Source organism: uncultured Bacteroides sp. (assembly GCF_910586915.1).
Lineage (GTDB): Bacteria > Bacteroidota > Bacteroidia > Bacteroidales > Bacteroidaceae > Bacteroides.
Map to the genome: position 1 here is coordinate 82,165 of NZ_CAJULN010000005.1, position 13,939 is coordinate 96,103.

The 13,939-nt window shown below is 47.0% G+C and carries 17 protein-coding genes, 1 tRNA gene and 1 pseudogene; 16 read left to right on the forward strand and 3 right to left on the reverse strand.

Annotated elements, in window-relative coordinates; translation table 11 throughout:
• Positions 1-85: 85 nt before the first annotated feature.
• From QZ331_RS03625 to QZ331_RS03635, 3 genes are read right to left on the reverse strand one after another with little or no spacing between them, the layout of a single operon-like run.
• Positions 86-943 carry a hypothetical protein gene (locus QZ331_RS03625; RefSeq protein ID WP_294628151.1) on the reverse strand — a complete coding sequence of 286 codons (858 nt, stop codon included), beginning with the start codon at positions 941-943 and terminating at the stop codon, positions 86-88.
• Positions 944-978: 35 nt separating this feature from the next.
• A complete protein-coding gene (rsmI, locus tag QZ331_RS03630; RefSeq protein WP_294628153.1) occupies positions 979-1,653 on the reverse strand; it encodes a 16S rRNA (cytidine(1402)-2'-O)-methyltransferase in 675 nt (224 codons plus the stop codon).
• A gap of 8 nt (positions 1,654-1,661) precedes the next feature.
• Complete coding sequence (locus QZ331_RS03635) at positions 1,662-2,261, reverse strand: hypothetical protein (protein ID WP_294628155.1); 600 nt, start codon at positions 2,259-2,261, stop codon at positions 1,662-1,664.
• A 153-nt stretch (positions 2,262-2,414) separates the two neighbouring features.
• On the opposite strand from QZ331_RS03635, the gene QZ331_RS03640 reads away from it, so the two are divergent.
• The 16 genes and pseudogenes from QZ331_RS03640 (at position 2,415) to QZ331_RS03715 (ending at position 13,931) form a co-directional block, all read left to right on the forward strand.
• Positions 2,415-3,014 carry a thymidine kinase gene (locus tag QZ331_RS03640; protein ID WP_294628157.1) on the forward strand — a complete coding sequence of 200 codons (600 nt, stop codon included), beginning with the start codon at positions 2,415-2,417 and terminating at the stop codon, positions 3,012-3,014.
• 18 nt (positions 3,015-3,032) lie between these two features.
• Entirely contained in the window at positions 3,033-4,142 is a 1,110-nt protein-coding gene (locus QZ331_RS03645; RefSeq protein WP_294628159.1) for an AI-2E family transporter, read from the forward strand.
• Between the two features lie 118 nt (positions 4,143-4,260).
• Positions 4,261-4,333, forward strand: a tRNA-Lys gene (locus QZ331_RS03650).
• 113 nt (positions 4,334-4,446) lie between these two features.
• Positions 4,447-4,548: pseudogene (locus QZ331_RS03655) on the forward strand (Arm DNA-binding domain-containing protein); the annotation flags it as partial.
• A gap of 48 nt (positions 4,549-4,596) precedes the next feature.
• Complete coding sequence (locus tag QZ331_RS03660; RefSeq protein WP_294628161.1) at positions 4,597-5,187, forward strand: hypothetical protein; 591 nt, start codon at positions 4,597-4,599, stop codon at positions 5,185-5,187.
• On the forward strand, positions 5,184-5,615 hold the full coding sequence (locus QZ331_RS03665) for a hypothetical protein (RefSeq protein WP_294628163.1): 432 nt from the start codon (positions 5,184-5,186) through the stop codon (positions 5,613-5,615). The genes QZ331_RS03660 and QZ331_RS03665 overlap by 4 nt, the downstream gene beginning before the upstream one ends.
• A gap of 84 nt (positions 5,616-5,699) precedes the next feature.
• A complete protein-coding gene (locus QZ331_RS03670; protein WP_294628165.1) occupies positions 5,700-5,900 on the forward strand; it encodes a hypothetical protein in 201 nt (66 codons plus the stop codon).
• 57 nt (positions 5,901-5,957) lie between these two features.
• A complete protein-coding gene (locus tag QZ331_RS03675; protein WP_294628167.1) occupies positions 5,958-6,422 on the forward strand; it encodes a hypothetical protein in 465 nt (154 codons plus the stop codon).
• An 18-nt stretch (positions 6,423-6,440) separates the two neighbouring features.
• A complete protein-coding gene (locus QZ331_RS03680; RefSeq protein ID WP_294628168.1) occupies positions 6,441-7,529 on the forward strand; it encodes an OmpA family protein in 1,089 nt (362 codons plus the stop codon).
• A gap of 485 nt (positions 7,530-8,014) precedes the next feature.
• Positions 8,015-8,488, forward strand: a complete 474-nt coding sequence (gene argR / locus QZ331_RS03685; RefSeq protein ID WP_294628170.1) for an arginine repressor — start codon at positions 8,015-8,017, stop codon at positions 8,486-8,488.
• Positions 8,489-8,517: 29 nt separating this feature from the next.
• Positions 8,518-9,096: a GNAT family N-acetyltransferase gene (locus QZ331_RS03690; RefSeq protein ID WP_294628172.1), complete on the forward strand. Its 579-nt coding sequence runs from the start codon at positions 8,518-8,520 to the stop codon at positions 9,094-9,096.
• 19 nt (positions 9,097-9,115) lie between these two features.
• Positions 9,116-10,324 carry an argininosuccinate synthase domain-containing protein gene (locus tag QZ331_RS03695; RefSeq protein WP_294628173.1) on the forward strand — a complete coding sequence of 403 codons (1,209 nt, stop codon included), beginning with the start codon at positions 9,116-9,118 and terminating at the stop codon, positions 10,322-10,324.
• Positions 10,321-11,289 (forward strand): N-acetyl-gamma-glutamyl-phosphate reductase, encoded by a 969-nt coding sequence (gene argC / locus QZ331_RS03700; protein ID WP_294628175.1) that lies wholly within the window; start codon positions 10,321-10,323, stop codon positions 11,287-11,289. Before QZ331_RS03695 ends, argC begins: the two co-directional genes overlap by 4 nt.
• A gap of 26 nt (positions 11,290-11,315) precedes the next feature.
• Positions 11,316-12,437, forward strand: a complete 1,122-nt coding sequence (locus QZ331_RS03705) for an aminotransferase class III-fold pyridoxal phosphate-dependent enzyme (RefSeq protein WP_294628177.1) — start codon at positions 11,316-11,318, stop codon at positions 12,435-12,437.
• A 139-nt stretch (positions 12,438-12,576) separates the two neighbouring features.
• Positions 12,577-13,350: a pyrroline-5-carboxylate reductase gene (gene proC, locus QZ331_RS03710; RefSeq protein WP_294628179.1), complete on the forward strand. Its 774-nt coding sequence runs from the start codon at positions 12,577-12,579 to the stop codon at positions 13,348-13,350.
• Positions 13,351-13,376: 26 nt separating this feature from the next.
• Positions 13,377-13,931, forward strand: coding sequence for an XRE family transcriptional regulator (locus QZ331_RS03715; RefSeq protein WP_294628181.1), 555 nt, complete (start codon positions 13,377-13,379; stop codon positions 13,929-13,931).
• The last annotated feature ends 8 nt before the right edge of the window (positions 13,932-13,939 follow it).

The window sequence follows — 13,939 nt, forward strand, 5'->3', positions numbered from 1 at the left end:
GAATATTAAAAAACAAAAAAGCCAATGTGCTAATTTCTTGATTCCGGGAATCAGCACATTGGCAACTCAAAAAAGAAATCCTATCTTATTTTACCTGGATAACCAAGTATTTGGATACACTCCAGAATTCATTAGGATTGGTAATCTTCAATGTCAACTGACCTTTGTCATCTTTCACCAACTCGTAAGAACCGGTAGGATGAGTAGTGAGCAACTCTGCACGCTTGGAATACAACTTGATTTCTTTGGTTGTACGAATATCAATCTGGGTAAAATAATCTTTGTTGAAATCAGCACCCTTCAAGACATCTCCGCTTTGGAGAATCTTTTGAGATTTCAATTCCGATTTTGTGCCGAATACGAACCAGGCAGCGTTCAGACTCTTTTCCTGTTCGGCAACGGTTTTAGCTTTGGCTTCATTTTCGGCAGCCAGTGTTTCTTTGGCAGCAGACAAGTCGCTGACGGCAGCATCTAATTCCTGAATGCGGATATTCTTGGAAGCCAATTCTGTCTGAAGTTCCTCGATGCGTTGTTGTTTAGCGTTCAATTCAGCAGTCAAGGCGGCAACAGCCTTCTTCATCTGTGCAGAACTGTACTTGCTGTTTTTCAACTGTTCCTGCAATTTGGCAATCTGTGCTTTGTTTTCTTCCATCTGCTTAGAGATGAATTCGATATCGGAAGCAATCTGCTGCTTGGCGCTGGCAGAATTTTCAGTAATTGTTCCGCGTTGCAAATCCACACGGTTTTCGGCTGCATTGATCTTACGGAAACCTTCCTGAACTTCATTGAAAGTTCCCATCATATCATCCAGTTCAGCATTGCGCTGGGTCAGTTCCATCAAAAGAGAATCATTTTCTGCCTTCAGGTCTTTGCTTCCACCTTTAAAGCCATCACACGAAGCCAACATGGCTGCGCACACAAATAAAACTGCTAACTTTTTCATACGTTTACGTTTTACGTTTTTTTAATGAAGTTATTTTAATCGTCTATTCCTGCTAATACAATCACAATCTCGCCCCGTGGCTCGGTGGCGGTAAAGTGTTCTATCAGTTCTGCCAAACTGCCGCGTACCGTCTCCTCATGGAGCTTGGATATTTCACGCGACACAGTTGCTTGACGTTCAGCACCGAAATACTCGGCAAACTGTGTCAACGTCTTCAACAGACGGTGAGGCGATTCATAAAACACCATCGTACGGCGTTCTTCTGCCAATGCCTTCAGTCGTGTCTGACGTCCTTTCTTTTGGGGCAAGAATCCCTCGAAGCAAAACTTCTCGTTCGGCAGTCCCGATGCTACAAGCGCCGGAACAAAAGCCGTTGCACCCGGTAAACATTGCACCTCGATACCATTGCGCACACATTCGCGAACCACCAAAAATCCGGGATCGGAAATCCCAGGTGTTCCAGCATCCGAAATCAACGCAACCGTTGCACCGCCCTTTATTTTATTAACAACACTTTCTACCGTTTTATGTTCATTAAATTTGTGGTGAGATTGCATTGAATTTTTTATTTCAAAGTGTTTCAGCAAGATACCGGATGTACGCGTATCCTCTGCCAAAATCAAGTCGGCCTCTTTCAATACTTTGATAGCGCGAAATGTTATATCTTCAAGATTTCCTACCGGTGTAGGCACTACATACAGCTTTCCCATATTTTCATTTATGCCGGTTGGTTAAAATACTTCTTTAACAACTCCAAAAAGTCAACAACCGCTTCATTCTCTTCGTCTATTTCTGTTTTCGAAGCAAGAAATGCAACAGCAGTCTCATAAGCCCCCATCACCGATATCTGCTCAATTACACGATTCATCAATTCAGTATCTCCCTTAAACAGTTCGCGTGAGAAACGGAAAGAATCATTTAAACTGATGGAACGACGCAAACCGGCAGCTAATTTTATGCTCTCCCCCAATATAGTAGACTTAGGTTCTTCTTTCTTTAAGACAACAGGGTCTTCCTCCGGAATGGCAGGCTCAATGAATGGAACGACAATCTCTTTCATTGTCGTATCTTCCACTACCGTTTCTACTACCATTGTTTCTTTCACAACAGTTTCTTCTACTACGGAAGAAGCCAAATCATTATTTACTACAACAGAACCTATTTCCTGCGAAAATTCATCCAAACGTCCTTGCATACGTGTAATACTTCGCTTCAACAACTCAGAAGAAGTCCGGTTCGGCTCTTTTGAAAAAGATTCCATGAGACATTTCAACTCATGAACATCCAATTCGATATCTGCTAATAGCTTCTGTTTCATGTCCATCCATTATTAATATTGGCGCGAATGTAGGAATAATTTATGCAATAATTCATGCGGCAACTTAAAATAATGGATATTTTAACAGTTCTTGCACATTGAATTGTTTACCTTTGTGCAATCATTTATTTAATCAAGAAAGCACAAAATCACATGGTATTATTTTCGGAAGACCACATACATGAGACGAAAAGAAGAGGCAGAATTGAAGTTATCTGCGGCTCTATGTTCTCAGGAAAAACAGAAGAGTTGATTCGCAGAATGAAACGGGCTAAGTTTGCACGTCAACGCGTTGAGATATTCAAACCGGCTATTGACACCCGTTATTCGGAAGAGGACGTTGTTTCGCACGACAGCCATTCCATTGCCTCCACGCCCATTGATTCATCGGCAAGTATCCTATTGTTCACTTCCGAAATAGACGTAGTAGGTATCGATGAAGCACAATTTTTCGACAACGGACTGATAGACGTCTGCAACCAACTTGCCAATAATGGCGTCCGCGTCATCATTGCAGGACTGGATATGGATTTCAAAGGAAATCCTTTCGGTCCCATGCCACAACTGTGTGCCATAGCCGATGAAGTCTCCAAAGTACACGCTATCTGTGTAAAATGCGGAGAGTTGGCCTCCTTTTCACATCGTACGGTCAAGAACGACAAACAGGTTCTTTTAGGCGAAACAGACGAATACGAACCTCTTTGCAGGCAATGCTATCTGCGTGCATTGGAAGAGGACAAGCAAAAGATATAAATCCAACAACAGACAACTATGGAAAGGAAAAAAATAACATTCGACAGTTTTATACGTGGTGCCATCGGATGCGTGATGGTAATAGGAATATTAATGCTTGTAGAACGGTTGAGCGGAGTGCTGTTACCTTTCTTTATTGCCTGGCTGATTGCCTATATGGTTTATCCGTTAGTAAAGTTCTTCCAGTACAAGCTAAAGTTAAAAAGCCGTATCCTCTCCATCTTTTGTGCATTGTTCCTGATTACTGTTGTAGGAGTGGCTTTGTTTTATCTGTTAGTTCCGCCGATGGTTTCCGAAATAAGCAGGATGAATGCTTTATTAGTAAGTTACCTCACGCATGGCGGCGGCAGCAATGTTCCCCAAATGCTTTCCGAATTTGTTCATGAGAATCTCGATTTGGTGGCATTAAACAGAATACTGAGTGAAGAGAACATTCTTTCTGCAATCAAAGATACCGTTCCTAAGATGTGGACTTTGCTCGCAGAGTCATTCAATATTCTGTTCAGCATCCTTGCTTCCTTTATTATATTACTGTATGTAATCTTTATACTACTCGATTATGAAGCCATAGCTGAAGGATGGCTGCACCTGCTCCCAAACAAATACCGGAAATTCGCTTCCAATCTGGTCTATGATGTGCAAAATGGTATGAACAGATATTTTCGCGGACAAGCATTGGTCGCATTCTGTGTAGGTATTCTTTTCAGTATAGGTTTCCTGATTATTGATTTCCCGATGGCTATCGCCTTAGGACTTTTCATTGGGGTCCTCAATATGGTTCCTTACTTGCAAGTCATCGGTCTCCTTCCTACTATTGTATTGGCTCTCCTCAAAGCTGCCGATACCGGACAAAACTTTTGGATTATCATTGTATGCGCCCTGGCGGTCTTCGCCATCGTGCAAATCATACAGGATACTTTCCTTGTCCCCAAAATCATGGGAAAGATTACCGGACTGAATCCTGCCATCATCCTTTTATCTCTTTCTATTTGGGGTTCTTTAATGGGAATGTTAGGAATGATCATCGCTTTACCGCTTACCACTTTGATGCTTTCCTATTATCAGCGCTTCATAATTAACAAAGAAAAGATAAAATATGACGAAATAGAAACCTCTGATAATCAATAGCAAAGTCATAAACAAGAAAAATAATTAAAACTTTTTTCTACAAAACACTTGCAATTTAAATAAAAGTCACTACCTTTGCACCCGCAATCAGGAAATAACTGATTAGCAAATAAGGATCGATTCGCTAGCTCAGCAGGTAGAGCACAACACTTTTAATGTTGGGGTCCTGGGTTCGAGCCCCAGGCGGATCACTTTTAAAAGATTGAAAATCAAGCGGTTATCTAAAACAGATAATCGCTTTTTTCTTTATATACACTATATTTTGCTACGTTTGTGTAAACCAGTGTGTAAACCGGAAAACCGAATGAGCGAAACAATTAAAGTGCTGTGTTACAAATCAAAAACTCTTAGTAATGGTGAACATCCTCTGATGTTATGCGTCTGTAAAGACCGCAAAAGAAAGTTTCGGGTCAGTCCGAAAACCCTGTGGGTATGTTAAATTTACCCTGTTAGTTTGCATAATCTAAAAATAAAGAATGGTATATCTCCGACTCCCCTAAACTGTGCTCTGAATGCTTTAATTTTTGCAGTAGGTGCTTCGGCCTATGAATTGTGGCTGGAAGATGTAAAAGCAGGAAAAATCACCGACAAAGACGGAACCGCATGGCCGGTAGACAAAATCACCATGTCAGACTTCTACAACTACCTGTCGGGAGAGGACGGCAAGGACGGACAGTCTGCCTACGAATTATGGAAAACAACAGCCGCCGCAGGACAACTGGACAATCCGCAAAAGCCCGGAGAAAAATGGCCTGCAAACGAAGTATCGGAACTTGATTTCTACAGATTCTTGGCAGGCAAGGACGGAGAAGATGGAAAAGACGGCACAGACGGACTGTCGGCATACCAGCTTTGGAAAGAGGACCTCGCCAAACGTTGCGGCACGGACAATCCGATATTGGACCACAAGACAGGAGCCAAATGGGATTGCGAAAAAATACCCTGGATGATTTTTACAGTTACCTGTGTGGAAAAGATGGTGAAGACGGTTCGGACGGAACAGACGGCAAACCCAGAGAACCGGGAAAACCTGGTGCGGAAGTGACAGTCGTACACGATGTTCCGAATGTAATCGCCGAATACTCCCAGCCGGAATTCGGAGAATACGTCCGCACGACCGACGGCGGCGTACGCTATACCGTATATGACGAAAAAGGACAAGCCGCACCGGGAGCAGTGGTAAAAGGAATGCCCGGTATTGCTCCCGACAAAGAATACACAGCCGACAGCGAAGGCAAGTTCATCGTCCCCAAAGAAGATTTGCCGGAAATACAAGCGGTGGAAGCACGGTGGGGAAAGACCAAGAGCGTTACCATAGCGGGCGGCACTCCGAAAGAGTCGGCCATGAACACCTATGTGCCCAACCGTATGCACATGAGACTCAAGCTCAGTAAATACGGCCCGAATCTGATAGACAGTTATCAAAGGCTCTATTTTGATATGCAGAGGAAAATAAACCCCGATGACGAGTGACAACAACTGCCTACTTATCTGCCCAATTTCGTACGAACGTTAGAAGCCTACCAAGTAAGTGCCAAAGACAATCCGGCAAGCATAATGACCGACCAAAAGATACATGGAAACTCATACATCTCCACTAGTGGAAATGTGCTGTCCTATATCTGCCTGGATACCTACCGCCCCGTCATGCGCAACAACGGCGCCTTCAAAAACAACTGGGACGATTTCTGGAACGGCAACAACACCTACTATACGGTAAAGAGTGCAGTTCCTTACTACGGAGAGTCGATTCTGTGAAACGGCACGGCTTTTCTGCCTCCTTACCAGATGGGACCTACGCTCAAATCAATCAAGATGAAAACATTCATCAGGAGCGACGAGCCTTCCTTCTCCAGCGCGGAAGGAGTGCTGGACTACGCCAACGTAGATATGGCCAAAATCTATAAAACAAACGATTACAAAACGGTGAGAGACGCAGACAAGCCGGAATATACGGAAGCCTCGTTATATACGAAAAACGAAACCAAACAACTGAAAGTAGCGTACGTCGAATTCAAATACATCTCCTCGCAGGGAAACCAGGAAGCGACAAGTTCGAACAAGTCATCCTCTTTCAATGAACCTGCCTACAAAGTGTTGGGCCCCTTCCTGAATGCAATCATCAAAGTAACGACCAGTCCGGCCAACTCGTACATTTTCTACAACAACCTGAGCATCGGAACGTTGAAACAGAGAGCCGGAACGACAAATGCCTTCTACATCGAAAGGCAGAACAACGCTACGACCTTCGCAATACCCGATGTGATTTACGAACCTTAACCATAAAGAATAGAAACAATGAAAACAAGAACTGTTTATAAATCATTTATGCTGTTTTTAGGGCTTATGGCCTGCGGAAACACAGCTACCCAAGCGCAGGAAATCCGCCGGATTGCCGAAGCGGACAACGGTTCCGGTGCAACGCGCGAGAAGAAAGCATGGGAGATAGGAATCGGCGCGACGGGATTGCAGATGACCCATTTCAGCGTAACAGGCTTTTACAAGAACAGCAAAGGCGGCTACAATGTGGAAACGAGCAAAAAGGACGCACTCTTCGGCGGACAGCTCTATGCCGCACGTGAACTGAACGAACATTTCTACCTCGACGCGCAGGGAACGGTGCAATACGCACGAGACCCGGTGTCCAACGGCAAAGAATCCCGTTGGACAGGAATGGCAGGATTAGGACTGCAATGGAGGCTCGGCGAATATTTCCATTCGCCCTATATCGACCCTTTCCTGCGGGTCGGCGTCAATTATATGTACAAGAACTTTTCGGTAGCCTACAACGGCCTTGAAGAGTTCGACGGCGAAGAAATGGGGTGGAACTTCACCAACGACTACAACAAAGAGGGAGCAGACAGAAAACACCTCGTCCCGGTTTCCTTAGGAGCCGGAGTGAATATGTGGCTGAACGACCGCTTCGGGCTGGGTCTGCAAGCCGATTACCTGCTGATGCCCTACAAGCAAGTCGCCAATGCCTGGCAAGGAAGCATACGTCTGATGTGGCGCATCGGAGGCAAGTCGAAAAAGCCGAAACCGGAAGTCCGGTATCTGGAAAGAACCGTAGAGAAGATTGTCGAGAAGCCCGTCGTTGTGACCGGCCATGTGGATGCAAAGGGTTCGTCTTCCTACAACCGCACACTGTCGGAAAAACGCGCGGCAACAGTGGTTGACGCACTGGCTAAGAAGGGAGTTCCGCCAACTGCTTTAAAATTCCGGGGAGTGGGCAAAGCAATCTCGTACGCACCCGAAGCAGCCTCCGACTCTATCCGAAGGGGAGACCGGAAAATAACTGTCGAGGTCATCACCAACACGGATTATTGGAACCACATCCGACAGACCGTCTACGGACAACGAACCTCAACACCGGACAACGCTCCATAGCAGTGCCGGCCATTGAACGTGAGTGCCGATATAAAGTACCCTATATCGCACTCACATTATCCCCTCAATCTCCCCTCAACGATTAACAAACAACTTCCTCTCCATTAACTGCAAACTTCTTTTCCTACAACGGCAAACTCTCCGAAAATAGCTCACAAACTATAAACGAAGCCTCTGTTTATATAAACGAAGGCTTCATTTATAAAAACGAAACCTTCATTTATATAAATGAAAGCTTCGTTTATAGATTGTAAGCACCACTTTGGAAGTTGATTATCGTTACGGCAGAAGTTGATAACCGACAGCATACAACTTTATTCCCAATAGAGTGAGCCGCTTCGACCTGTATCGGACGCCCGTTACAGCAGGCGTTTTTCCACACAATGCCCGCTATTTTCTTCACCTTTATGCAAAAATTCATCGTTCCATGCATATTTTCTCCAAAATAATGCATACTTTTGCAACGTTCTTAGAATAATTATACAATGAAGAAGAAAGCAACCCGATTGGATGCCATCAAAATGATTATCTCAAGCAAAGAGATTGGTTCGCAGGAAGAGTTGTTGCAAGCGCTCAACAGCGAAGGCTTCGAACTGACACAGGCCACTCTCTCTCGCGACTTGAAGCAACTGAAAGTTGCCAAAGCCGCCAGCATGAACGGAAAGTACGTTTATGTACTTCCCAACAACATCATGTACAAGCGTCCGACCGACCAAAGCGCCGGTGAAATGCTACGCCACAACGGATTCATCTCCTTGCAGTTCTCCGGCAATATAGCCGTCATCCGCACCCGTCCCGGATATGCCAGCAGCATGGCCTACGACATTGACAACAATGAGTTTGACGAAATCCTCGGAACCATTGCCGGAGACGATACGATTATGTTAGTGTTGCGCGAAGGAGTGGCGCCCGGCAAAATACGCCAGCGCCTTTCGCTCATCATACCCAATATCGAATAATCACATACCTATATTATATATATAAAGAAATGAACACACAACAAATAGATGTTATGGTAGCCGACGCCTCACACGAGGTTTACGTTGACACTATTTTGGAAACCATCAGAAAGGCTGCCGCCGTACGCGGAACAGGAATCGCCGAACGCACGCATGAATACGTGGCGACGAAAATGAAAGAAGGAAAAGCAATCATTGCCCTTTGCGGCGACACGTTTGCCGGATTCACTTACATCGAATCGTGGGGCAACAAGCAGTATGTAGCCACTTCGGGTCTGATTGTTCATCCCGATTTCCGTGGAGCAGGACTGGCAAAACGCATCAAACAGGCTTCTTTCCAACTGGCACGTCTCCGATGGCCGTGGGCTAAAATCTTCAGTCTCACCTCGGGCGCGGCAGTGATGAAGATGAACACCGAACTGGGCTACGTCCCCGTCACCTTCAACGAGCTGACCGACGATGAAGCCTTCTGGAAAGGATGCGAAGGCTGTACCAACCACGACATCCTCGTGGCAAAGAACCGCAAGTTCTGCATCTGCACAGCCATGCTCTACGACCCCGCCGACCCGCGAAACAAGAAAAACGAACAGGATAAAAATAACATTTAAAATAAAAGCATACAGTGTCATGGAAGAAAAAAAGAAAAAAGTAGTGGTGGCCTTCAGTGGCGGACTGGACACATCGTTCACCGTCATGTACCTCGCCAAAGAGAAAGGTTACGAAGTATATGCTGCCTGCGCCAACACAGGCGGTTTCAGCGAAGAACAACTGAAGACGAACGAAGAGAACGCCTACAAATTGGGAGCGGTGAAATACGTCACACTCGACGTCACCCGCGAATACTACGAGAAGAGCCTCAAATATATGGTTTACGGAAACGTGCTGCGCAACGGGACGTACCCCATCTCGGTAAGTTCCGAACGTATCTTCCAGGCCTTGGCCATCGCACGTTATGCCAACGAAATCGGCGCCGACGCCATTGCACACGGTTCTACCGGAGCGGGCAACGACCAGATTCGTTTCGACATGACTTTCCTCGTGCTGGCTCCGAATGTGGAAATCATCACGCTCACCCGCGACATGGCACTGAGCCGCCAGGAAGAAATCGACTATCTGAACAAACACGGTTTCAGCGCCGACTTCACCAAACTGAAATACTCGTATAACGTAGGTTTGTGGGGTACTTCCATCTGCGGCGGCGAAATACTCGACTCCGCTCAGGGATTGCCCGAAACCGCTTACCTGAAGCACGTGGAAAAGGAGGGCAGCGAACAGCTTCGCCTGACTTTCGAGAAGGGAGAACTGAAAGCCGTCAACGACGAGCAGTTTGACGACCCCATCAAAGCCATACAGAAAGTGGAAGAGATAGGAGCCGCCTACGGTATCGGTCGCGATATGCACGTAGGCGACACGATTATCGGTATCAAAGGCCGCGTAGGTTTCGAGGCCGCCGCTCCGATGCTGATTATCGGCGCGCACCGCTTCCTCGAAAAATACACGCTGAGCAAATGGCAGCAGTACTGGAAAGACCAGGTGGCCAACTGGTATGGTATGTTCCTGCACGAGAGCCAATATCTGGAACCCGTGATGCGCGACATCGAAGCCATGTTGCAGGAAAGCCAGCGCAACGTGAACGGTACGGCTATCCTCGAACTCCGTCCGCTCTCTTTCTCTACCGTAGGCGTGGAATCGGAAGACGACCTCGTGAAAACCAAATTCGGAGAATACGGTGAAATGCAGAAAGGATGGACGGCTGACGACGCGAAAGGATTCATCAAAGTGACTTCCACCCCGTTGCGCGTCTATTACAACAACCATAAAGACGAAGAGATATGATTAAGGCAGGAATCATTGGCGGCGCAGGATATACAGCAGGCGAACTCATCCGCCTGCTGCTCAACCATCCGGAGACTGAAATCGTATTTATCAACAGCAGCAGCAATGCCGGAAACAGAATCACCGACGTACACGAAGGACTGTACGGTGAAACGGATTTAAGATTCACCGACCAGTTGCCTTTGGATGCAATCGACGTCCTTTTCTTCTGCACCGCCCACGGCGACACGAAGAAGTTCATGGAGAGCCACTCCATACCGGAGGAGTTGAAGATTATCGACCTCTCGATGGACTACCGCATCAAAAGCGACAGCCACGACTTCATCTACGGTCTGCCCGAGCTGAACCGCCGTGCCACCTGTACGGCAAAGCACGTAGCCAATCCCGGATGTTTCGCCACTTGTATCCAGTTGGGCTTGCTCCCGCTTGCCAAGAACCTCATGCTGACGGACGACATCATGGTAAACGCCATCACAGGCAGCACCGGAGCCGGTGTGAAGCCGGGAGCTACCAGCCATTTCAGTTGGCGCAACAACAACATCAGCGTCTACAAGGCTTTCGAACACCAGCACGTGCCCGAAATCAAACAGTCGTTGCAACAGTTGCAGAACAGTTTCGACTCCGACATCGACTTTATCCCGTACCGGGGTGATTTCCCGCGCGGCATCTTCGCCACTTTGGTGGTAAAGACGAAAGTAGCCCTCGAAGAAATCGTCCGTATGTACGAAGAGTACTACGCGAAGGACTCCTTTGTGCACATCGTAGACAAGAATATCGACCTCAAACAAGTAGTCAATACCAACAAGTGTCTGATACATCTTGAGAAGCATGGCGACAAGCTATTGGTCATCTCCTGCATCGACAACCTGCTGAAAGGCGCCAGCGGACAAGCGGTTCACAACATGAACCTGATGTTCAACCTGGAAGAGACTGTGGGACTGCGTTTGAAACCCAGTGCGTTTTAACAACGGAACAACTAATCGTTATCAACATGAATTTATTCGACGTATATCCTTTATACAATATTAATATAGTCAAAGGAAAAGGCTGCAAGGTGTGGGACGAGAACGGAACGGAATATCTCGACCTCTACGGAGGTCACGCCGTTATCTCCATCGGCCATGCACATCCTCACTATGTAGAGCAAATCAGCAACCAGGTAGCCAACCTCGGTTTCTACTCAAACTCGGTAATCAACAAGCTGCAACAGCAGGTAGCCGAACGCTTGGGTAAGATTTCGGGTTACGACGACTACACGCTGTTTCTTATCAACAGCGGTGCCGAAGCAAACGAAAACGCCCTGAAGTTGGCCTCCTTCCACAATGGACGCACCAAAGTAGTTGCCTTCACCAAAGCCTTCCACGGACGTACCTCGCTGGCAGTGGAAGCCACCCACAATCCCTCCATCATCGCTCCTATCAACAATAACGGGCACGTTGTCTATCTCCCTCTGAACGACACCGAAGCCATGCGACAGGAGTTATCGAAAGGAGACGTATGTGCCGTTATCATCGAAGGTATACAAGGCGTAGGCGGCATCAAGATACCGACAGCCGGATTCATGCAGGAACTCCGCAAGGTATGTACCGAAACGGGAACCATCCTGATTCTCGACGAGATTCAAAGCGGATACGGACGTAGCGGAAAGTTCTTCGCTCACCAATACAATGACATCCGGCCCGATATCATCACCGTAGCCAAAGGCATCGGAAACGGTTTCCCGATGGGAGGCGTTCTTATCAGTCCGATGTTCAAACCCGTGTACGGACAGTTGGGAACCACTTTCGGCGGCAATCACTTGGCTTGTGCGGCAGCCCTCGCCGTCATGGACGTCATCGAACAGGAGAACCTGATAGAAAACGCGGCCGAAGTGGGCAATTACCTGCTGGACGAACTGAAGAAATTCCCGCAAATCAAAGAAGTGCGTGGACGTGGACTTATGATTGGGCTTGAATTTGAAAACCCCATCAAGGAATTACGTAGCCGTCTCATTTACGATGAGCATATATTTACAGGAGCAAGCGGCACGAACGTACTGCGTCTTTTGCCGCCGCTCTGCCTCAGCATGGAAGAAGCGGACGAGTTCCTCGCACGGTTCGGAAAGGTACTCTAACCAATCCATTTGATTAATAAACAGCCAACAATTAAAAGCAGTCTCTATCGGAAATTCATTTCTTATGCAGGCTGCTTTTTGTTTTTTCGCAATTTACCGTTACCTTTGTCTGTGACAAGTCATTAAAAACAAGCGTAATATGAAAATAGCCATCATCGGTGCAGGCAACATGGGCGGTTCTATCGCCCGTGGTCTGGCAAAAGGAAGCCTGATAGCAGCCTCAGATATCATCGTGTCCAACCCCCATGCGGACAAATTGGAACAACTGAAAAAGGAATTTCCGAACATCTCCACCACTCACGACAACACCGAAGCGGCAACAGGAGCAGATATCGTCATCCTTGCCGTAAAGCCCTGGCTCATGCAGCCTGTCATGCACGAACTGAAGCTAAAAAGCAGGCAGATACTTATATCGGTGGCTACCGGTATAAGTTTTGAAGAATTGGCACATCATGTAGTATCACCAGAGATGCCGATGTTCCGCCTTATCCCCAATACCGCTATCAGCGAACGGGAAAGCATGACACTCGTTGCGGCACGCAATACGAGCGACGAACAGGACGCATTCATCCTCCGTCTTTTCAGCGAAATGGGCACAGTGATGCTCATCCCCGAAGAGAAAATCGCAGCCGCCACCGCACTGGCTTCCTGCGGCCTTGCCTATGTGCTTAAATATGTACAGGCAGCCATGCAGGCCGGCATCGAAATGGGTATCCGCCCAAAGGATGCAACGACCCTGATAGCCCAATCGCTGAAAGGAGCCGCCGCACTGCTTCTGAACAACGACACTCATCCCGCCGTAGAAATCGACAAGGTAACCACTCCCGGCGGAATCACCATCAAAGGTATCAACGAACTGGATCACAACGGGTTTACCACCGCCGTTATCCGGGCAATGAAAGCATCGAAATGATAATTAACAACTAAACAACCAATCATATGAATGACCAAATTAAACAGATAGCCGAACGCCTTCGCGGATTGCGCGAGGTGTTTGAACTGACTACCGCCGACATGGCACATAACTGTGACGTCCCCGTAGAAGAGTACCGCCTTGCAGAGACCGGCGAGTATGACATCTCCGTCAGTATGTTGCAAAAGATAGCGCGCACATATAACGTCTCGCTCGATACACTGATGTTCGGCGAAGAACCGAAAATGAGCAGCTATTTCGTAACCCGTGCCGGCAAAGGCGTCAGCATCGAACGTACGAAAGCCTACAAATACCAGTCGTTGGCTTCGGGCTTCATGAACCGCGTTGCCGACCCGTTCATCGTCACCGTCGAACCCAAAGCGAAAGACGAGCCTATACACTACAACCAACACACCGGACAAGAATTCAACCTGGTGATTGAAGGCCGTATGCTTATCAATATCGAAGGCAAAGACATCATCCTCAATCAAGGCGACAGCATCTATTTCAATTCCAAACTCCCACATGGCATGAAAGCGCTCGATGGCAAAACGTTACGTTTTCTGGCAGTAATTATGTAATCAACATC